Origin of the sequence: Paenibacillus profundus (assembly GCF_021369635.1) — a bacterium.
Lineage (GTDB): Bacteria > Bacillota > Bacilli > Paenibacillales > Paenibacillaceae > Paenibacillus_B > Paenibacillus_B profundus.
The window spans coordinates 377,320-398,781 of record NZ_JAJNBZ010000002.1; the positions used below are offsets into that span (position 1 = coordinate 377,320).

At 52.2% G+C, this 21,462-nt stretch carries 15 protein-coding genes; 13 read left to right on the forward strand and 2 right to left on the reverse strand.

The window, feature by feature from the left end:
• Positions 1-463 precede the first annotated feature (463 nt).
• Together LQV63_RS04635 and LQV63_RS04640 are read left to right on the forward strand one after the other, a co-directional pair.
• On the forward strand, positions 464-2,005 hold the full coding sequence (locus LQV63_RS04635) for a spore germination protein (RefSeq protein WP_407672886.1): 1,542 nt from the start codon (positions 464-466) through the stop codon (positions 2,003-2,005).
• 35 nt (positions 2,006-2,040) lie between these two features.
• Positions 2,041-2,367, forward strand: coding sequence for a Ger(x)C family spore germination C-terminal domain-containing protein (locus LQV63_RS04640; protein WP_325175850.1), 327 nt, complete (start codon positions 2,041-2,043; stop codon positions 2,365-2,367).
• A gap of 86 nt (positions 2,368-2,453) precedes the next feature.
• On the opposite strand, the gene LQV63_RS04645 is transcribed toward LQV63_RS04640, so the two are convergent.
• Complete coding sequence (locus LQV63_RS04645; protein ID WP_233695830.1) at positions 2,454-4,448, reverse strand: methyl-accepting chemotaxis protein; 1,995 nt, start codon at positions 4,446-4,448, stop codon at positions 2,454-2,456.
• Positions 4,449-4,807: 359 nt separating this feature from the next.
• On the opposite strand from LQV63_RS04645, the gene LQV63_RS04650 reads away from it, so the two are divergent.
• From LQV63_RS04650 to LQV63_RS04695, 10 genes are all read left to right on the forward strand, one after another.
• The gene (locus LQV63_RS04650; RefSeq protein WP_233695831.1) at positions 4,808-6,037 is read left to right on the forward strand and encodes an Ig-like domain-containing protein; all 1,230 of its coding nucleotides are present in this window, start codon (positions 4,808-4,810) and stop codon (positions 6,035-6,037) included.
• A gap of 528 nt (positions 6,038-6,565) precedes the next feature.
• Positions 6,566-7,657 carry a DUF4179 domain-containing protein gene (locus LQV63_RS04655; RefSeq protein WP_325175851.1) on the forward strand — a complete coding sequence of 364 codons (1,092 nt, stop codon included), beginning with the start codon at positions 6,566-6,568 and terminating at the stop codon, positions 7,655-7,657.
• Positions 7,654-8,211: a hypothetical protein gene (locus tag LQV63_RS04660; protein WP_233695833.1), complete on the forward strand. Its 558-nt coding sequence runs from the start codon at positions 7,654-7,656 to the stop codon at positions 8,209-8,211. The genes LQV63_RS04655 and LQV63_RS04660 overlap by 4 nt, the downstream gene beginning before the upstream one ends.
• 228 nt (positions 8,212-8,439) lie before the next feature.
• Positions 8,440-10,086 (forward strand): SWIM zinc finger family protein, encoded by a 1,647-nt coding sequence (locus tag LQV63_RS04665; RefSeq protein ID WP_233695834.1) that lies wholly within the window; start codon positions 8,440-8,442, stop codon positions 10,084-10,086.
• Positions 10,083-13,142 carry a DEAD/DEAH box helicase gene (locus tag LQV63_RS04670; RefSeq protein ID WP_233695835.1) on the forward strand — a complete coding sequence of 1,020 codons (3,060 nt, stop codon included), beginning with the start codon at positions 10,083-10,085 and terminating at the stop codon, positions 13,140-13,142. Before LQV63_RS04665 ends, LQV63_RS04670 begins: the two co-directional genes overlap by 4 nt.
• Positions 13,143-13,330: 188 nt before the next feature.
• Positions 13,331-14,005 (forward strand): SOS response-associated peptidase, encoded by a 675-nt coding sequence (locus tag LQV63_RS04675; protein ID WP_233695836.1) that lies wholly within the window; start codon positions 13,331-13,333, stop codon positions 14,003-14,005.
• A gap of 241 nt (positions 14,006-14,246) precedes the next feature.
• Positions 14,247-15,194 carry a PD-(D/E)XK nuclease family protein gene (locus LQV63_RS04680; RefSeq protein ID WP_019420327.1) on the forward strand — a complete coding sequence of 316 codons (948 nt, stop codon included), beginning with the start codon at positions 14,247-14,249 and terminating at the stop codon, positions 15,192-15,194.
• An 89-nt stretch (positions 15,195-15,283) separates the two neighbouring features.
• Positions 15,284-16,021, forward strand: a complete 738-nt coding sequence (locus LQV63_RS04685; protein WP_233695837.1) for a DNA-3-methyladenine glycosylase — start codon at positions 15,284-15,286, stop codon at positions 16,019-16,021.
• 641 nt (positions 16,022-16,662) lie between these two features.
• Complete coding sequence (locus LQV63_RS04690) at positions 16,663-17,100, forward strand: ArsR/SmtB family transcription factor (protein WP_019420329.1); 438 nt, start codon at positions 16,663-16,665, stop codon at positions 17,098-17,100.
• Positions 17,069-19,330, forward strand: coding sequence for a heavy metal translocating P-type ATPase (locus LQV63_RS04695; protein WP_233695838.1), 2,262 nt, complete (start codon positions 17,069-17,071; stop codon positions 19,328-19,330). The genes LQV63_RS04690 and LQV63_RS04695 overlap by 32 nt, the downstream gene beginning before the upstream one ends.
• Before the next feature lie 69 nt (positions 19,331-19,399).
• Here LQV63_RS04695 and LQV63_RS04700 read toward each other — a convergent pair whose 3' ends face one another.
• Complete coding sequence (locus LQV63_RS04700; RefSeq protein WP_233695839.1) at positions 19,400-19,942, reverse strand: GNAT family N-acetyltransferase; 543 nt, start codon at positions 19,940-19,942, stop codon at positions 19,400-19,402.
• A 191-nt stretch (positions 19,943-20,133) separates the two neighbouring features.
• On the opposite strand from LQV63_RS04700, the gene LQV63_RS04705 reads away from it, so the two are divergent.
• Entirely contained in the window at positions 20,134-21,438 is a 1,305-nt protein-coding gene (locus LQV63_RS04705; RefSeq protein WP_233695840.1) for a cell wall-binding repeat-containing protein, read from the forward strand.
• Positions 21,439-21,462: the final 24 nt, after the last annotated feature.

The following is a 21,462-nucleotide window of genomic DNA, read 5'->3' on the forward strand; positions in this document are numbered from 1 at the left end:
CAGACCTAGATACAGACTTAGATACGGATTTAGGAATAGAACCTAGGACAGAAACAGAACTCTTCTGGAGATGGAGTCAGAGTCGGCAAGCGGTACAGAGCTGTTTCGGAATATGCTGTTGTCACACAAAGGTGGCCACTTCTGACTCTATGGGAGAGTGAAGCTAAGGGCTTGGAAGGAGACTATAAGCGTTCAGGTCACAGAAGCGGTAACGAATGAGGGGCTTCCATCGGCAAATCACTTGCATAAGCTGTACGCTTGCACATACACGGTTAGCGTTATCATGGCCAAGCATGACTAACAGGATCGACGCTATGCCAGTGCAGAGGCTGTTTGACTAAAACGCATATTACTGAACAGGTGATCATGAATGTGGAATATGTTTGTTTCCTATCTTCCGAGCTGGAGCGTTCTCTTTCAGGCTGTGATTGCGGTGTCCATTCCATATGGCCTTTCAAGGATAATGTCCAAGACCAAACAACCCATCGATGAAAAGACAGGACAAGAAGCCGTGGATCAAACTCCACAGCTTGACTTTACAGGGAAGCTGGATATCGATTTGGATCGGGTGCGAACCGAATTCGGACATCAATCAGATTTGAATTTTCGAACGTTTTGTCTGGGCAATACCAATCAGCAGGCAGCGATTTTATTTGTGAACGGCATTTCCGACAGGGATTTGATTGATAAGCATATATTGAAATCGCTCATGGGCGACCTCGCGTTGACGGGGCATGATCATTCCCCGGATTTGCCTGCACCGTCTTACACGGCACAATATATCAAAAACAACATATTGTCCGTCGGCATACTGAAAGAAGTCGATTGCTTGGCCGATTTATCAACCGAATTGCTGCGGGGTCATACCGCGTTGTTTCTAGACAACAGCCCGGAGGTCATTATTCTCGGCACGAGGAAGGAGATTACGCGCAGCGCGCAGGAACCGCCATCGGAGATACTGGTTAGGGGCCCCCAGCTTGGCTTTAACGAGAGCATTTGCGATAATACAACGCTATTGCGGCAACATGGTCAAAATACGAACTTGACCATAACCCAACTCCGTGTCGGGCAACGCGTTACGAAGGAACTCGTTATAGCGTACGTCGAGGATATTGCCGATGAAAAATTGGTCCAAGAGGTTCGCGAAAGAATTGAGCGGATTAACCTTGATGATACCGGATATATTGAACAGTTTATTGAGGACAATTTCCTGTCTCCGTTTCCGCAAGTTCAGAGCACGGAACGGCTTGATCGCGTCATCAGCGCAATAATGGAAGGGCGGGTTGCGATTATGCTGGATGGAACTCCCTTCGTCTTGACCGTCCCGACGACATTCAACATGCTGCTGCAATCGCCGGAGGACTATTATGAACGGTGGATTCTGGGGACATTGGTTCGCCTGCTGCGCTACTTCGCCGCATTTATTTCCACTTTTGGCCCGTCGTTGTATATTTCATTCATCTCGTTTCATCAGGGGCTGATACCGACGAAGCTGGCGCTCTCGATTGCGGATACCCGGGTGGGAGTGCCATTTCCATCGCTGATTGAAGTGTTGATTATGGAAGTGGCGCTGGAGATCTTGCGGGAAGCAGGGCTCCGATTACCCAAGCCCATAGGTCAGACGATTGGAATCGTTGGCGGGCTGGTTATCGGGGAAGCCGCGGTACAAGCCGGGATCGTCAGTCCTATCATGGTTATTGTAGTGGCGGTTACCGCTATATCCTCGTTCGCGATTCCCCAGTACAATGCAGGCATTTCGTTAAGGGTTCTTCGTTTCATCGCCATGATTTTCGCAGCTGTATTCGGACTGTACGGGGTAGTGCTGTTCTTCTTGATGCTGTGCAGTCATCTGGTCAAGCTGAAGAGCTTCGGGGTGCCTTACATTAGTCCGGCAGCTCCATATCGTCCTCAGGATTGGAAGGATTACCTCGTGCGGGCAGGGCGGTGTTGTCAAAACATACGACTCACGGACCGGAAAGGTGATCGTATACGAAATCATCGTTAAAGAGCAAGATTCGCCCCCATGTAAATGGAAACCGCATTTCCTTCGATGTGCAGATTGAATCGGATGGCCGTATCGGGGAACAATGGACGAGCGGGAATGACTTCGACAACCGCTTCATCAGGCAGGTGGAGGCGGATACCGTCAAGCGGGTGAAGCAGCGGATAGGCAAGATGCTGCACAAGGTGCAGAAGGAATATCGCGCAGATGTCATCGGACTGGGCGAACAAGTGAGAATTCATTATCCGCGGGTGTGGGAAAAAATAAAAGGGGATTGGGATGACATCTTCGCTGATGCATCCATCCGGTATAGCGTGAAGGCGAAAGTGAAAGAGTTCGGCACAACGAGTATCAAAATACAATAACGAACAGGCAGGAATCACTCAAAATAAAGGACGTAAGGAATATATCCTTACGTCCTCTTCTTTAAGCTGCCCGTCTGCCGCAGGCATTATCGTTTGCCGTTCGGCTCCATATTTAGCTTGAAGCCTGCAACCAATGCTTGCAGCTCATCGGCGATGCTCGACAGATGAATCGCCGATGCGGCAATCTCCTCCATCGATGCGTTCTGCTCCTCGCTGGCGGCAGCCACCATGTCCATCTCGTTGGCGGTATCGTGGCTCATGACGCTGACCTCGTCGAAAGCGACAATCATCGCTTCATTGGACAGCGACAATTGCTCGCCCACGTGAGCTACCTGCCCGAGCTGCGTGTCGATGTTGGCAATTGCGCTGTACATGTCAGCGAAGCAATGTTCGACGGACTGCGTCAGCTCGCTTCCAGCTGAGGCGGACTCCACGCCTTCCTCCATGCGGTGCAGCATGAGACGGGCCCGCTCCTGTATATCACCGATAAGTGATGCGATCTTGCTGGCAGCGGTTCCCGCCTGGTCTGCCAGCTTGCGCACCTCCTGAGCGACGACAGCGAAGCCGCGTCCTTCTTGGCCCGCTCGCGCAGCCTCGATAGCGGCGTTCAGAGCGAGCAGGTTCGTCTGCGAGGCGATAGCTTGGATGAAGCCGGTAATGCCGCTAATTTCCTCGGCCACTTGGTTCAAGGTCTCCGTCTCTGCCTTGGAGCGGTTGGAATGGTCGAGTATGGCAATCATTTGCCGCTTGGCCGCGCTGAGCGCCTCCTCACCGGTATTCGCCAATTCATTGATATGCTGCGACGCTTCCGTACTTGCGTGTACGATGCGGAGCGTATTCTCCAGCTCTCTACGGGTAATCTCCGAAGTCTGCTTGACTGCTTGCACGCTGCTGTTCATATCGGAGGACTTCGCCGATACTTCCTGCATCGAGGCGGCCACCTGTTCGATCGTGCTGACGTTCTGCTCCGAATTAGCGGACAGCTCCTGTGAAGCAGCAGATACTTGCTCGGAATGGGTGCTGATTTCAATCAGCACATCGGACAGAGAACGCGACATTGCATTGAAATTCGTTTCAAGCTGACCGATTTCATCGATTCGTCCATTCTCATTGATACGAACGGTTAAATCCCCTTGAGCGACGGTACCGGTCACCGTCTTTAAGCGCATAATCGGCACGATCATCCGCTTCATAAATATCCAGATAAACAAACCGATCAGTCCGAGCAAAAGGGCGATAAACAAGCCTGCAATCCACTGCAGCTTGCTCGTCTTCTCTGCAATTTCGCTCGAGTCCAGGACAGAGACGACGTTCAATCCGAGAGCATTCCGTTTGTCATAGCTGTAATATTCCTTGCGGCCTTCACCCGCGAGCATGAACGTTCCTTGCTCCTGCTTGCGCATGTCCTCGAATTGTTCGCCCTTCACGGGCTCACCCTTTGTAAAGTGCGGGTGGGACATCGTAACATTGTTGCGGTCGAATAAACTTACATATCCCCGATCTCCGATCGTGAATGAGCCGACCATCTCATTCAAGTTATCGATCGCGACATCGATGCCGGCTACACCGGAGCCGTCTGCTGTTGTTTTGGAAAAGGTAATGACATAGCTGCCGCTCATGACGTCAATATAAGGATCCGTCATGGCCAGCTGCCCTTTCTGTTTCATAGCTTGTTTGTACCAACCGCGTGTAGTCGGATCATAGTCGGTTTTTTCATTTTCGGAAGAGGTGTAGAAGTTCCCTTTTGAAGATACGAATGCGGCAAGCACATTATCCGAATCTTTCGCCACGTTGCGAATGCGGTCGTATATGTAGGTGTCGCGGTTCTGCCCAGGGGGAATGCTGAGGTCAGCAAGACTGCTTATCGTAACGGAGAAATCTTGTTGCGTTTCATTAAACACTTGGTTCATCATCGTGGTAACCTCGTCGACTTGGGACAGCAGCTCGCGCTCCAGCTGGTTGCGGGCTAGATGGGTCAACGTATAGCTTAGTACAACAGAAGGAATGACGACAAGCGCAATGAGAAGAAGCAACATCTGTTTGGTCAAGGATGCTTTATAACGGTCAAATAACTTTTTCATAATGAGTGGTAACTCCTCTCTAGGATGAAAAGATAATGAAGATCATGTTGTGGCAAAAGTATTTATCGGTATCTGGAGAAAAAAGTGAATATGGTAACCGTTCTCAATATTAATGTAAATATTGGTAAGGTGATTATAGAAGAAATTAATGTGCATAGAGGCGTGTGTGAAAGCGGTTGTACTAGGTTGAACTGCCTGATTTCATCAAAAAGCAACACTTTTTCTCATCAACAGCCGTTATAAGGAATAGAGACTTTCTAAATCATGTGAACCTTTCGTATTGTTTAGAAACTCTAATTGTTAGGCATCAGAACGGAGAATCAAATTATTCAGCTAGGCAGTTGAGAGAGGAGAAACTTATGAAGTTAGTATTTGAACCAGGCAAACGCCGCTGCGGATTCATCTTGCTATTCGCATGTGCCATGCTGATCCTTACCATATTATGGCCGGCAAGCATGCATGCTCAAGGCAATACAGCTGCAGCTTCATTTAAATTGAAGGCTCAAGCCAAATCCTTATATCTTGTCATTGGCAAGGAAGCCGACGTGCCGAAGGTGAACGCTGTATATAAGGACGGCAGAATAGAAGATGTTACCGGATCCATCACGTGGCAGTCCAGTTCGGACGTGTTGACTATCGTTGGAGGCAAGGTGAGCGGCAGATATGGCGCCTCAGCGAAGCTGAAAGGCACATACGGCAATCAGACGGTTACCGTTCCCGTACGCATTCAAGAGGACTTCGTGAAGTATGGGGTGGAGCCATCTTCCGTCACATTAAGTGCGGGGTCCTCCAAGCCGATTAAAGTAATGGGTTATTACTCCAGTGGCAAGAAAGTATCGATCGCAAATAAAATCCAATGGAAATCCGGAAATGAGCAAGTTGCGAGGGTAAGCGGCGCTATGATAAAAGGAGTGGCAGAAGGCAGTGCGACCGTGACGGGCGTTTTTGGCGAGCAAAAGTTCGAAGTTCCCGTGCAGATTACACCGAAGATTAAAAAATTAACCGTAACGCCTGCGAAGCTGGTTCTGACACCCGGTAAATCAGCCGCTTATTCCGTTCAAGCCATTTATGAAGGCGGGCGCAAGGTGGATGTCTCATCGCAGGTGACTGTTAAAGTTTCCGGCACGGGCATTCAAGTGAGCAATGGCACCGTTACGGCTGCAGGTCAGTCGAAGGGCAGTGCGAGCGTAAAACTGTATTATGGAGGAAAGGGAGTATCGCTGCCTGTCAGCCTGCAGGAGAGCTTGGCGAGCATCGAGGTGCAACCGACGTCTCTCGTTATCGGGGCCGGAGCCTCTAAGCCCATCAAAGTGATCGGCACCTATTCCAGCGGAAAAAAGGTGTCGCTTGCGAGCAAGGTCGCATGGACATCCGGAAATGGGCAAATCGCTAAAGTGACGGGTGGCAGCGTTAAGGGGCTGACGGAAGGCACGACGAAAGTCGTCGGCGTTTACGGTGACCGCACGTTTGAAATTCCAGTTCAGGTCACGCCGAAGCTGCAGAAATTGACGGTCACGTCATCGAGCTCAAAGCTCGCGCCGTATCAAACAACTACTTATCGGGTACAGGCCGTGTCCAGTCAGTGGTAACAGCACCGATGTAACGTCGCTCGCCCAAGCCAAGTCAAATGGGAAAGCAACCGCCAATCAGGGCACGATCACTGCGGTGAGCAAAGGCAAGGCCGTCATTACATTTACATACGGCGGCAAAAAAGCATCCTTGCGTATCACGATAGAGTAGCATCGAGGCACAATGATGTGTGTGATGGCAACAAATCATAATAACGGGCACAGCTTCGCGTAACAGCGAGTGCTGTGCCTTTTGTCATGTGCGGAACACGCGCAGCGGAATCATTTTATGAGGAAATTAAAAAAAGGAAAGCCAAAACCGACCGCCGTCTGTCTAATAGTACGTATTCGAAAAGATTACTTTTCAGCACCGAGAAGGTTGCAAGAACTTGAAGAAGGAGGAGCGGAGTGTAGGCGAGGCTACATGAGCACCTGAAATGTTTCCAAAGGAAACATGCTTCGGAAGCATAAGCTCTTCGAGAGTGAATGCAAGATTCGATGTCGAATGGCATTCTTGAGATACTTCGTGATCAAAAGTGGACTTTTTGAATAACCTCTAACGGGGAAAGGGAAAGGGTAGAGCAAGGGTATTCCCAGCCCGTCAATCTGGAAGTGACGGATCAGGGCATTACGCTCAGGGTGAGGGAAGTGATGGTCGATCCATTCCGCGTATCGCTTATGTACGGGATTGAGAAGGACGGTAAGCCGATTAATCCGGATCTGTTGTTTACCGATTTCATGTCAATGAAGCCTGACACGGATCCGTACATAAACAACTATGTGGTTACCGACTTGGACGGAAATGATCTGAAAGGCGTCAATCTGCCGCTAGCGCGTACCCATGGCGACAACGCGATTCTCGAGGTCGGGATTGATGACCCGACACAAGGGTACTTCATTCGCTCTCCGAAGGATATTCCGGACACGATCGTCGTTCATTTCGACATCAATCTGCTTGGGGAGACGAAGAGGAAGTGGCAGTTGAAGGTTCCGGTATCGCTGGCCCCAGCCAAGAGCGCGACCAACTTCATTCCGTTGAACAAGCGCTATGAGTCTCCATTTGGCTTCAAGCTGGACTTTCTCCAGCTCCGGCATGGGCCGAGCAAGTCGGAGTTGCTCGGCGACATTCGCGAATCTCAGGCTTGGAGGAACCAATATGGGACGTTGGGACCGCAATTCCTGTACCGCATAAAGGACGAGCAAGGGCAGGTTGTGGCGGCGTGGGACGGTATTAACGACATGACCTATAGTCTTGAAAGCAAAAATGCGCTCCTTAAGCAAAGCAGCGGAGGAGGCACCACGGGCCGGATGCTCTACCGTCATGCGTTCCTTCCTTTCGGCGATGCCAAAGGTCTGAAGCTGGAGTTGGATGCGGTATACACGCAGAATCCGGTCAAGACGCCTTTTGTCGTCACCTTCTCGCCGGAGGAACTACTCGGGCATCCGCTGGAGAAGAACTATGATGGCAAGCAGCTTACGTTCAGAGTGCGCAAAAAGACGGATGAAGCGGCGGAGCCAGTCCCTTATGGCAATACCAAGGCCGAGTTGAAAGGACGGGGATTCATTCTCGAATTGGATCAGCGGCTGGATCAGCGAAAACGCGCTGGTTTTTGGAAGCAGAAGGCCGTGCCGCTATCGTGAGCGTGGACGCAACGACAAATGAAGTGCTGACGGTTAGTTTGAATTACGACATATCTGACTTGCCAGACAATTACGCGGAGGCGTTGAAGACCGCGCAAGCCGAATATAAGCAACAGATGGGTACGCACAAGGAGGTGTTTGCTTCGGTAAGCTACTACTACAATCGCGGCAACGGGCAAGAGCTTATGACCTTCAGCATGAAGCAAGAGGAGGGAGAAGTATTTATACAGCCTAATCTTGTCAGCGTAGATTTGAAAACGGGCAAAGTGGCCGGTTACTTCTTGTTCCCCGGATTAGCCAAAGCGGATGCCAAGATGAAGCAATTGGCGGAGCAAACCGTAAAGAACATGCCGCAAGCTAATGAACTTCCTTTCCAAGATGTTTTTCATTACAAGGACGGGCCTATCAACATATTGGAGTTCCGTAATATGGCCGTCGACGGGAGCGCGCGGCAAGGCGGGAAGAAGGCGCAAAAAGCGGTTCAGTCCGTGACGATCGGGGCAGAGAGCAACAAGGTGCTCGAAGTCGTCATCAGTCCGAACAGGGAAATCTGAGCCGAATTCATCTGGCCGTGGATAGTAACAATCGCAAATAAAAGTGAGGCATTTCTGTAATAGTACGTTGCTGTGAATGGAATTGTTCATCCAAGCGGGTTGTTGATTTAAATCAGCAGCCCGTTTTTCGTTGTCTTTTCTTCTATATTCCGATTATTTTGTGTAAACTGAAAGGATATAGAATGCGGCTTTCAGGGTAGAACGCCGTCAAAGTGGAGGTACTTGTGGTTGTCACAACTGGGACTGTCCGTTAATGAATTCAACCGTTTAACCGAACAGATGAAGCGTCACTTCAGCTATTCCACGCTGGAACAGGGCTGGCGTTATTACCGCAAGCAAGCCGTGTCCGGGATGCAGGCAGAGGTGAATGCAGAGGTTAAGTCAAGCAAGGAGCAGTGGATAACGGCGGAGGTGCATGAAACGAAGCGCTACCGTGTCCGCTTCAACGTGAAGCAAGTAAAGCGAAGCGATTGCACATGTCCGGACGGTGGATATTGCAAACATATGGCTGCCGTGTTCTTCCAGCTGTGCGAGCAGACCGGCGGCAAGCCAGAATTGTATTTGGCCGAATTCCGTCAAGTATATATCGACGAGGAACGCCACCGAGCGGCTACGCGCAAGCGGGCGGAGCAGAAGGCGGAGCTTGAGCGCCGCAAGCAGGCAAGGCAGATGACCTTGTCACCGTCGGCTCCGGCCAAGGAATGGCATGATTTTTTTCATAAAAAGTATGGCAAGGCATTCACCGACTTCCATTCGCCAGTGACCGGCATTGTGAAATGGACGAAGGAGGAGCTGTATCGTGCTGCCGACGTGCTGCCGAAGCCGATTGTGCCCTTGTACCATATGCATGTGCTGTTGTTCCTCATTCAACAGCTGTCCATCCGTTATCGCCATGGAGGCACCACGGGAATTCAAGGCAGGGATGCTCCCGTTGCAGAAGTCGTGGCGCCGTGCCTGAATCAATTGCAATCCTTGGCGGAATCTTTCGTGCTCTCATCTATACCGTCTGTCTACGAGAAGCATGTATCTGACTTGGGCGTGATGGCTGAGGCGATTGCTTTCTCGGAAGAGGAATCGCCAGTGGACGGGCTGGAGCCGTTCGCTGTGCTATGGTCGACGGTGCTCAATCGGCGTGAATGGATGGAGGAAGCTTGTGAGCGGCTCAAGACGATGCTTGCTCCTATATCCGCGTTGCGGCCGCGGAGGAGGGATGCCATCCGTGCCGCGCTCCTTCATCTTGAGGTGATGCTCGGATACGAAGAGCAGGCGGTAAAGCGCTTGAACGAGCTGACGTATTATAAGGAGCCGGGGCGTTATTGGATGTATCTGCATGAGCACGTGCGGCACAATCGGCTGGATCGTCTCGCAATCTGGTTGGAGGCGCTCGCGCCTTTCGTGCGCCAGTCAGGCCGCCGTGAAGATATGAAGCAATATTGGGAATTTTGGGAGTGTGTATATGAACTGGCACAGGACCAGGCTGGAATGGAGTCGCTTATCTTAACGTTAATGCCAGGCGTATATCCTTATTTGTCTGCCTTTCTGTTGGATCGGCAGCGCTACCGGGATTGGGCGGAAATCCAATTGCTGCAGCGCATCTCTCCGGAAGAAGTGGCGCCTTCAGAGCTGGACATCGTGGAGCGTGCCGCGCCAGAAGTGGTGCTGCCGCTGTACCATCAAGCTGTGGAGCGGCATATCGAGGAGCGCAGCCGCGAGCATTACCGTGCTGCGGTGCATCTTCTGCAGCGCATGCATCGATTATATGAGAACATTCACTCGCTTTCCGTATGGGAGCGGTATATGGACGGTCTCTTCGATCGCTACTCCCGCCTGAGGGCGCTGCAGGAGGAAATCAAAAGAGGGGCGCTGATTGTATGATAGAACGAGCGTTGTCTTGGATGGTGGAAATCCGCAGGCGCGGGGATGGAAGCTTCTTTTTGTTCAATACTGGATTACTGCGCGATATACAGGCGCTTAAGCATATGTTGTTCGCTTGGCACGCGCCTTCCTTCTACGGCACGATGCTTCGCACGGAAGAGGACGATCGTAAAGAAGGAATCGTGGTGACAGCATCAGAGCTGCTTGAGATGGTAACGCAGCCGGCTACGGCTCGCTGGGCGGAAGTGGCGCAGGGCGGCAGCCTCCGCATTGCGGCACAGAGCGCCAAGCTTTACGGGAAGATAGTTGCCGAGGGGCGATTTCAACCTTCTTACACCAAATGGAAGCAAGGGTCGTTCGGGTGGGACTTGCTATTGACGGAGACGGAACAAACCGAATGGACTGATCTTCACGAACAAGCCTGCTTGTTGGGGGATGATGGTGCAGGATTGTCAGATTGGTTCGACGGCCTGATGGCAGAACTGCTGCAGCAGCGTGATGTTGAATATTCGGTATTGTGGCGAAAGGCAGTAAGTGCCAGACCGGAATTAGAGGCTCTGCGCTTGCCTGTAGAGCGTTCTCCTTGGTGGGATGAGCAGGATTGGCTGAATTCCATCAGATGGGAGCAGGACGACACTCCATTCCGTGTCGTGCTGCGCTTGGATGAACCGGAAGAAGATCGCGGTCCTTGGAGCTTGCATGTGCTGTTGCAAGACAAGAATGATGCCGATCATCAGCTTGCATGCAAATTTGACCGCATAGCGGGAGAGGCTGCTCGCGAAGAGGCGAGGCAGGCAGCGAAGGGAATTGCAGAAGGCGTTGCAACTGCTGCAACAGGTGCTGCGGAAGTGGGAGCAGAAGGCGATATGGACCATTCGGACATACAAGCTGATGAGGAGACAGAAGAGCAAGTCTCCCCAGTCATCGGCTCGTTCCCGGAACTATGGCTTCCGTTCATCGGCCCTCGGCTCAAGCGGGATGTCGACAAGCTGCTGCAGATTTTGCCTTGGCTGGCGAACGACGAAGGAAGCAGCCGCATGAAGACGCGGTTGACCGAGACAGAGGCATGGCAATTTCTCGCTGACGGGAGCCTGCTTCTGGCGGAAGCGGGTTTCCACGTCGTAGTACCTGCCTGGTGGCAGAGGGTGCGCCAGATGAAGACGCGGCTCAAAGCCAAATTAACTTCTTCCGCCGGCCTCTCATCGGTGTCTATGATCGGCCTGGAGCATATGGTGCAGTTTGATTGGAAGCTGGCGGTCGGGGATTTGCAATTAAGTGAAGCCGAATTCCGAACGCTGATTGAAGAAGATCGCAGGCTTGTGCGTCTGCACGGTCAATGGATTCAACTGAATCCGGAAGAAGTAGAGCAGATTCGCAGCATGATGAAGAAGGTTGGTAGCGAAGGAGTCACCTTGGGCGAAGTGCTGGAGCTGCATTTAAACGCGGAGCGGGCGCGGCTCGAGGAGGAATTGGGCGAGGATGCGCTACAGCGGGGCAATGAAATGCAGCTGGAAATGGAACTGAACGAACAGCTGCAGCAACTCATCGGCAACCTGCAGCATCATTCGTCGGTCCCGCAGTGCGAAGCGCCAGCCGCGCTTCAAGGGACGCTGCGCGCTTATCAGGCCGAAGGGTACTCCTGGCTTATGTTCATGCGGCGCTTCGGCCTCGGGGCCTGTCTTGCCGATGATATGGGACTCGGGAAGACGATACAGTGGATCGCTTATCTTCTGCGTGTGAAGGAAGAAGCGCCTGCAGGAGGGCCCTCGCTTCTCATCTGCCCGACATCGCTTATCGGCAATTGGCAGAAGGAGCTGCAGCGCTTTGCGCCCCAATTGCGCGTCCGCTTGCACTACGGGCCCACTCGGATTAGAGGGGCTGGCTTCTTGAATGAGATTGGAGATGCCGACGTCGTTATCACGACCTATACGCTCGCTCTGCTGGACCGCGAGCAGCTGCGGATGACAACGTGGAATTCACTCTGTCTCGATGAAGCGCAAAATATTAAAAATCCGTATGCCAAGCAGTCCGTTGCGATTCGCAAGCTGAACGCGCAGCACCGCATCGCTTTAACGGGGACGCCGATGGAGAACCACCTAATCGAGCTGTGGTCGATTATGGACTTTCTCAATCCGGGCTATCTCGGCACGCTGTCACAGTTCCGGCGAACGTATGTGAATCCGATTGAGCGGACTCAAGATGCGGAGTGGACCATGCTCGTGCAGCGGCTCGTACAGCCATTCCTGTTGCGCCGTTTGAAGAAAGACCCAGAGATTCAACTGCATCTGCCCGATAAAAATGAATCCAAGGTTTACGTGCCGCTCACTGCGGAGCAAGCGTCCGTATATGAACAGACACTGCAGCAGTTGTTCGGCGACCTGGAGCAGCTCGGGACGATGGAACGCAGAGGGCGTATTCTTGCGGCGTTGACGAAGCTGAAGCAGGTATGCAATCATCCGGGGCTGCTTAATAAAGAAGCGGCGGCCCGTTCGGGACCGGAACGTTCCGGGAAGCTAATCCGTTTGCTGGAGATGCTCGCCGAGCTCAGGGCTGAGAATGAGCGCAGTCTCATCTTTACCCAATATGCGGAGACTGGCCGACTGCTGCAATCCGTTCTTGCGAAGGAGCTGGGGGAGAAAATACCTTTCCTTCACGGCGGAGTGCCGAAGGCGGATCGAGATAGCATGGTGCAGCATTTCCAGGACGATACGTTGCCTGAAAATGAGCGTCCTGGCGTGTTCATACTGTCCTTGAAGGCTGGGGGAACGGGGCTGAATCTGACGGCCGCCAATCACGTATTTCATTATGACCGCTGGTGGAATCCCGCGGTCGAGAATCAGGCGTCTGACCGCGCCTACCGTATCGGGCAGACCCGCAACGTGCAAGTATATAAGCTGATCGCCCTCGGTACATTGGAAGAGCGGATAGATGATATGATCGAGCAGAAGCAGGCGTTGAGCGAGCAAATTATTGGCACCGGCGACAAATGGATAACGGAGATGTCCACGACCGAGCTTAGGGAATTGTTCGCGCTGCGCAGCCAGTGGATGGATTGAGCAAATGAAAGATATAGGAATCGAAATAAAGAAGCACACATCGCAATTATTTGCGGCGGTTGTGCTTCTTTTTGCAATGATACCCCTCCTGTCTTGAATAATATTCCTTTCTTTACAAACAATACGATTCAAGTGTGTGTTCAAAAGGGGACTTTTTGAACAACCTCTTCAACAGGAGGATGATGAGGATGTGCAGGAGATTTTCATTAACGGCGGATTTACCGGAGGTTACGCAATATTTTCAAATTAACAGAGTGATGTTCCATTACAAGCACCGGTTCAACATCAGCCCGACGCAGACGGTTCCGGTCGTGCTGCAAACAGGCGGCGAACGAATACTGGATGAGTACCGGTGGGGAATGGTCCCGTTTTGGGGCAAAGACTCGCTGAATGCGGACATTTATGCGGTACATGAGAATTCTGCCTATTGGAAAGTCGTTGAGCGGCAAAGGTGCATTATTCCTTGCAGCGGGTTCTATTATTGGCGGCAGGAAGGAAAGAAGAGCTATCCGATGCGTGCGGTGCTGCGGACGAGAGGAATCTTCGGAGTGGCCGGACTGTATGATATATGGAAGGATTCGCGCGGCGAGGAGTACCGTACCTGTACACTACTCATGACCCGGGCCAATGATCTGATTGCGGAATTTGATGCGCGGATGCCAGCGATTTTGGAGCAGAGTGAGGCGGAGGCCTGGCTGAACAGTGAGACGACAGAAGTAGAGGCGTTGGCCCGCATGCTGCGTCCTTACAGCCCGGCGCGAATGAATGTCTACCCGGTGTCGCCGCTTGTCAATAACGACTTGTATGATACTTCGGACTGCATCAAAGAGATGGATTTGAAAGTCGCATGGGTAAAAAATTGAAAGCACGCAAATCCGAAGCCGCTGCCCTATCGGGTAAGCGGCTTCGTTGATCCCGGTGAATTGGAGAGGGCAGACATATAGAAGTTATCCGGCAGTATCGTTGTCATGCATGAACGTTTTTTACAATCGAATACCGGACGGTATAATAGATTCAAGATGCAAAGAAGTCGTTCCTTCACCGCGGAAGAGGCTCAAGGTGCTGCGGGAAGCTGTGTGAACGATAAAAGGAGTGGATATATCCGTGCAGCGAAATGCTTACCCGGAATGGTCGTGGTCGCCGTCGCGGCATACGTTGTTCGAAGAGTGCCGCCGCAAATATTACTATCACTATTATGCTGCGCATAACGGCTGGTTGGCCGATGCGCCGGAGCTAGCCAAGCAGGCGTATCGCCTGAAGCAGATGACGAACCTGTATCTGGTATTTGGAGATGCGATGCATAAAATGGCGGAGACGACGCTGATGCAGTTCAATCAGGCAGGGCGCCTGCTGGAAGCGGATGAGCTGACGCGGCGAGTGCGCAACTTGTTGAATCAAGCGTATAAGGATTCATTAGATCAAGCGGCATGGCGGGAGCAGCCGAAGAAGCGCACGATGCTGCATGAGATGTATTATGACGGCGAGCTTCCGCACCATGTAACCGACACGATTAAACGCCGCATTCCGATACTTGCGGACCGATTTTTAGGAAGCCGCAGCCTGCAGCAGTTCGTCCAGGAGCAGCAAGCTCGCCTGCTGGAAATCGAACGGCTCAATACGATCGAGGTAGCGGGTACGAAAGTGTATGTGAAGCTTGACTTCATGTTCCGCCAAGATAATCGGCACGTCATAGTGGATTGGAAGACGGGACAGGAAGACGAACGGAACAAGACGCAGCTGAGGCTGTATGGTCTGTACGTGCATCGGATGTACGAAGTGCCGTATGAACGTCTTGATATACGAACGGAGTATTTGCTGAGCGGACAATGTTACGAGGATCAGGTCGAAGGTGAAGAGATGGCGGAGTTAGAGCGGCACGTGGTCACAAGCATTCAGTTGATGAGAGATTATTTGGCGGAGCCGGCGATCAACCGCCCGTTATCGGTAGATTCCTTCGAGCCGACAGAGAATGCTCGCCGCTGCCGCCGCTGCGCATTCCTTGAAATATGTGAGTATGGACAGCGGTCGGAAGACACTTCCTCCGCCTCTTGAGCTTAGCGCCGTCGTCAGAAATCGAGTGGCATGAACAAAAGGAGAACCAAACTGAAGCAACAGTATGGAAAAGGAAGGGGGATGGACAGATGACGGAAGAGGTGAATAGGGGGGCGGAACAGGTAGAGGACTCTACGGGACCGACGTTTTTTGTGCCGCTGCCGCCAGATGGGCGGTATTCCCGTGGCACGTATCAGCACGATGCAGTTACGCTGGCCATGATGATGCTCGGCAGTGTGCTGGTGCGCAGGACGGAAGCGGGCATCATCAGGAGCCGAATTGTTGAGACGGAAGCTTATGCCGGTCCTGAAGATAAAGGCTGCCATGCTTATAATGGACGGCGGACGGCGCGGACGGAGACGATGTTCCATGACGGCGGAACGGCCTATGTCTATTTCATTTACGGCATGTATCATTGCCTGAACGTGGTGGCGAACGCAACGGACAAGCCGGAAGCGGTGCTTATCCGGGCAATCGCGCCGCTGACGGACGACGATGAAGCGAGAATGAAGCAGTTCCGCCGCATTCGTTCGCGGAAAGCGGCGGATTTATGCAACGGTCCGGGAAAGCTCTGTCAGGCGCTGCAGATCGATAAGCAATGCAACGGCATAGATATGATGCATAGCGATGATCTGTGGATGGAAGGCGGGACATGGCCGGGGGCGGACAGGATTGTGTGTGCGCCGCGCATCAACATTCCGTATGCGCAAGAATATGAGAGCAAGCTGTGGCGGTTCTATGTGCAGGATGATCCGTACGTGTCGGTTAACGATAAGCAGGCCGTGCCGTTGACGGCGGCTTGGAGCGCGTTGTATGAAGCAGAGTGATTGGACAAGCGTTAGGCTAAAGGGAGCGACGGTAAGACGGTAATCTATGGTGTATCCTGTCGGTAATGAAGATGCCGAAAAGGGGATGCGCCTTTTTTCCATATCCTTTCAACAGAGAACATGTTGTCGGTCTACTGTGCAACGGTCCTTACGTCCACTCTCCCATACAGTCAGGGAGGATACTGACAGGGATATGGCACATGCTGTTAGGTATAGATACCATGGCAATAAGCAGCCGATTATGATGACAGTGAACCAGAATTGTCATAGGTCGTGTCGTCTCCTGATGGAAGGGGAGAGTGATGCAAAGGGACGGTTGGGGGAATCCCCTTCAGTGTGAATGCATCACTGCACGAACAGAACATTTCGTTAATAATGAAGTGTCCATGCCTTACAATTTTACAGAGGCATTCAAACACTGCCGCTCATTTTTGTAAGGTGCCGATAAAGTTTTTTCATAACATTAAAATATTCGTTTGAATTTACGAACGAGTCGTTGTATACTACAAATATATAAACATTCAAACATTAGTTTGATTATTGTAATGTTTACGATTATCTTGCAAATGCAGTTCCGCTTTTCAATTTACATGCTTAATATTTAATCAACTTTACAACAATATACTGGTGAGGTGACGCAAATGGCTGCACGGAAAATAATGAAGTCTGACGAGAATGGGCTTGACCACGTGAAAGACGACGTATGTGAAATCGTATGCTACGATACAGAAAAGATTAACTCCTTAAAAGGGCGTGTAGAGGATAACGAAGTACAGGGAATGGCGCAGATGTTCAAAGCGCTGTCCGATCCGACACGCATGAAAATGGCGTGCTTGCTGGATGAAGGTGAGGAACTGTGCGTCTGTGATATGGCGATATTGACTGGACAATCGATAGCGACGACGTCCCATCATTTGCGCTTGATGAAGTCGCTTGGCATCGCCAAGTCGCGCAAGGAAGGGAAGAACGTCTTTTATACATTGAACGACCATCATATCAGTACGCTGATTCGGATGACGCTTGAGCATCTCAGAGAGGAGCATTGCCATGACGACACGGGGCATTCCACAACAAACTGATGAACGAGCCGCATATCGTGTGCAAGGGCTGTCTTGCGCCAACTGCGCGAAGGGTCTGGAGGAGGAAATACGCCGCCTTGACCATGGAGACAATGCCGTCCTGAATTATAACAGCGGCACGCTGAAGCTGAGCCGCAACATTGATATGGCCAAAGTGAAGCGTATATTGCGAACGGATGGAGCTAGAATTGTCGAGTCAGGGTCTGGGGCAAGCTCGAAGTCGAAAGGGCATTCTCATGCTGAGGGACATAATCATTCACACGCCGACAGTCACGATCACGCTCATGGCCATGATCACGACCATGGGCATGAACATGGCGATGGTCACGGGCATGACCACAGCCACGGAGATATGAAGAAGATGAAGTGGTTCCTCGGCAGCTCCGGTATTTTATTTATCTCTACCTTTTTGTTGGATGGCCGGATTCCGAGCGCGTTTCTTATCGCCGTATATTTGTTGGCTATGCTGTTAAGCGGACATGTGACGTTCCTGAAAGGCTTGCGCAACCTGATCCGCCTTCGCTTCAACATGGATACGCTGATGACGGTGGCTTTGACCGGTGCGGTGTTGATCGGAGAGTGGAAGGAAGCGACGCTCGTTGCCATTCTGTTCGGTCTGAACGAATTGCTTGAGGGCTATGGGATGGAGCGTGCGCGCCAATCGATGGAAGCACTGCTTGCAGTAGCGCCGAAGCAGGCAACAGTACTGCGGGATGGGCAGTCGGTGACGATCCCGATTGAACAGCTCGTCATGGGCGATACAGTACTCGTTCGTCCCGGAGAGAAGATTCCTTCCGATGGTACGGTGCTTGAAGGGCATAGCGCCGTTAATGAGGCGGCTATTACAGGGGAGTCGCTGCCGGTATCGAAACAGAACGGCGACGTGGTGTTTGGTGGCAGCGTGAATACAGACGGCGTCTTGAAGGTGCGGATTGATAAGGCGTACGAGGATTCATCGCTCGCGAAAATACTGCATCTCGTTCAGGAAGCGCAGGATACGAAGACGCCGACGGAATTGTTCATCGACCGCTTTGCGAAGGTGTATACACCAATTATTATGATTGTGGCTGCGCTTGTCATTCTCGTACCGCCGCTGCTGTTCGATGGAGACTGGTACAAGTGGCTTTATCAAGGGTTGGCTGTACTCATTGTCGGTTGTCCGTGCGCGCTCATTCTATCGTCGCCAATTGCCATTGTGAGCGGGATTACCCGCACTGCCCGCAACGGTATTCTCGTAAAGGGCGGCGTTCACTTGGAGCAGCTCGGCAAGATTGAAGCACTCGCCTTCGACAAAACGGGTACGCTGACCAAAGGGGAACCCGCTGTGCAGGCGGAATCGATTTACCAGCCGGACCAATTCTATCAAATAGTCGGTGCGGTGGAGCAAGCCTCGTTGCATCCGCTCGCCAAAGCTATTATTCGATACTTAGAAGCGAAGGGCGAAGCGGCGTTCCCAGAACCGTCGCATAGCGAGACGGTTCCGGGTGAAGGCATCCGTGCCATCATCGACGGAGTGACGTATTGGGTCGGCAGCGAGCGCGTGCTGGATAAATTGGCGCCGCAAGGAGAGGCCGCGGAGCGCGTGCAGAAGGCGCGTGAAGAAGCGGAACAGCTGAAAGCGCGCGGTCTGACGCTCGTCGTAGTCGTCTCCGAGCATACGCAAGAGCCGCTCGGATTGTTCGGACTCGCAGACGAAATTCGCGAAGAGAGCAAAGATACGATCGCAGCGCTGCATGCAGCAGGCGTCAAGCATACGGTCATGCTGACTGGAGATCATGCGCAATCGGCACGGCAAGTTGCAGATAATGTGGGCGTAACCGATTGGTATGCGCAGCTGCTGCCGCAGCAGAAGGTTGAGAAGATTAAGGAACTGTCGCAGCAATACCGTGTCGCCATGGTTGGCGACGGCATCAATGATGCGCCGGCGTTGGCTTCGGCACAGCTTGGAATCGCGATGGGCAAAGGAACAGACAGCGCCATCGAGACGGCCGACATCGTGCTGATGCAGGATCATCTTGGCAAGCTTCCGATTGCGATTCGTATTTCCCACAAGGTGAACCGGATCATCCGCTGGAACATTGGCATTACATTGGTTCTTAAAATTGTTGCGCTGCTGCTCACCATTCCAGGATGGTTGACGCTTTGGATCGCTATTCTGTCCGATATGGGCGCGACCATCTTAGTGACACTGCTCGGACTTACGATTCTGCTTGGCAAAGATCGCGAATAAGCATCTTATAACATAGAAGGCCGCTATCCCTCCTTAACGGGCGGAGCAGCGGCCTTTTTCGCAGCGAAGCTACATTGGGGAAGTTGTTTTTTCATAGATGTTAAATCCGCTCGAATGGCTCCCTTTATACTCATATCCAATACTCTGGTAGAAGGCGTTCAGCGCATCATTGCTTGCGATGCAATCCAAGCGAAGCCGGTCTTTGCCAGCGAATGAGATTCCTTGATCCACCCATCTCATCATTGCTGCGCCGAGTCGTCTGCCGGAATAAGCGCGATGAATGGCCAGTCGATGCAAATAAATGCTGCTCTCGTGCCCCTCTTCTCCCCATAGGGAGCAGTCCCATTCACTCGGCTGCTGCAGCATCATGATGACACCGGCTATCTGATCGCCCTGCTTGAAGACGAACACGTCTCCGTTTGCAATCGCGCCGGTCATATTATGTGTGTCTTCACCTTCCAATAATCCACTCCATTGGCTAGAGCCTTTGCTTCGCAGCCATTCGGCCGTCTGTACCAACAGCGACATCACTGCGCTCGTATCTTCTGGTGTTGCTTGAGCCGCTGCAATGTCGTCAGCAATCATATCTTCTTTTATAGTGAATTCACTCATATCTCCACTCCTCTCGTACGTTTCGCTGCGTCCATAATAATGCTATTTTAGCGCAATCCTGCAAGGACGACAAAGTGCTGGCGTCAAATATGTCAGGATGGAATGATACCGCAATCAGGAGTAAAAAGTTGGATCGCCGGGCAACCTTAACACCATAAACTAACTGTTACTGTTAAGGAGTGGGCGAAGCGATGAATTCCATTGGCACCGATGGCCGGGGAGACCATACGGCACATCTGCGGCCGGAGGAACGGCCGAACCGGGCATATGCCGTCACAACAACCTATGCCAGACGATTGGCGTGCGTCCTTGCGGTGCTGCTGCTGGCAGGTTGCACCGATACGATGTCTGCCTCCACAGGAGAAGCGGCATTTCATGCAGGAGAGCCGCTTGTTAATGAGCAAGTCATACATGCGCCTTGGATTGCAACAAAGAACACGGTGCGCGTCAATACGAACGACCCGGTCAAAGCGGCTGTAACCATTTCACGGACGGTATGGCCAGCGACTGACGATAACCAGCGGCCGAATGGAGTGGTGCTCGTACCGAATGACGACTGGGCGATTGCCATGGCGGCAGCTGATTTAATTCATTTTCCGAATAACGGACCAGTGCTTTATATTAAGAAGGATGGCATTCCTGACGAAACGCTATCTGAGCTAAAACGGCTAAAACCGAAAGGTTCCCCAGAAAATGGCGGGGTGCAGGCGATCGTGGTCGGTGATGTAGATGCCAGCGTCACGGAAGAAATCAAGGAGCTCGGTTTGCAGGTTGATGTCATTAAAGGCGATCAGCCTGCGAAGGTTGCCGCTGATATCGATGCATATTATACACGGGTGAACAAGGAACAGCCGAAATCGGTCGTCATTGCATCGACAGATGATGCGAAGTTCGCTCTGCCGGCTGTCAACTGGATTGCCCATATGCCGGAGCCGGTGCTCTACGTCAGCAATAAGGGGATCCCACAGGCGACAGCCGATGCGTTGGCGAAGCGGCGCAAGCAAGCGGTCATGTATGTAATCGGGCCAGAGCAAGCGGTGCCTGAAGACGTGGCCAAGGAGCTAGAAGTGTTCGGCAGAGTCGTGCGCATTCAAGGGAAGGACCCGATGCAGCAAGCGATTGCGTTCGCCAAGTATAAAGATAACAAGACGGGCTTCGGCTGGGGCATTACGACGGCGGGGCATAACTTCTCCTTCGTGCGGGAGGGGAATGAATGGTTGGCGATTGCACAGGCTCCGTTCGCGCATCTGGGCAAGCATGCGCCGCTGCTATGGATGAGCGGGGGGCAAGTTCCGGACGATGTGCGGACGTATCTCGAGTCCGTCCGGCCAAGGTACAATACAACGCCGGTGGAAGGGCCTTATAATGCAGCTTGGCTTACGGGAGCCGAAGGGAGCGTAATGCCGAGCGTTCAAAGCGAGATCGATGCCTTGCTTGAGATTGAGCCTAAGAAGGCTGGGAGCAAGAGCAGCCCTCACGCGGGACATCATGGGTAACAAGTTAGAGAGCTTAGCTGTGGA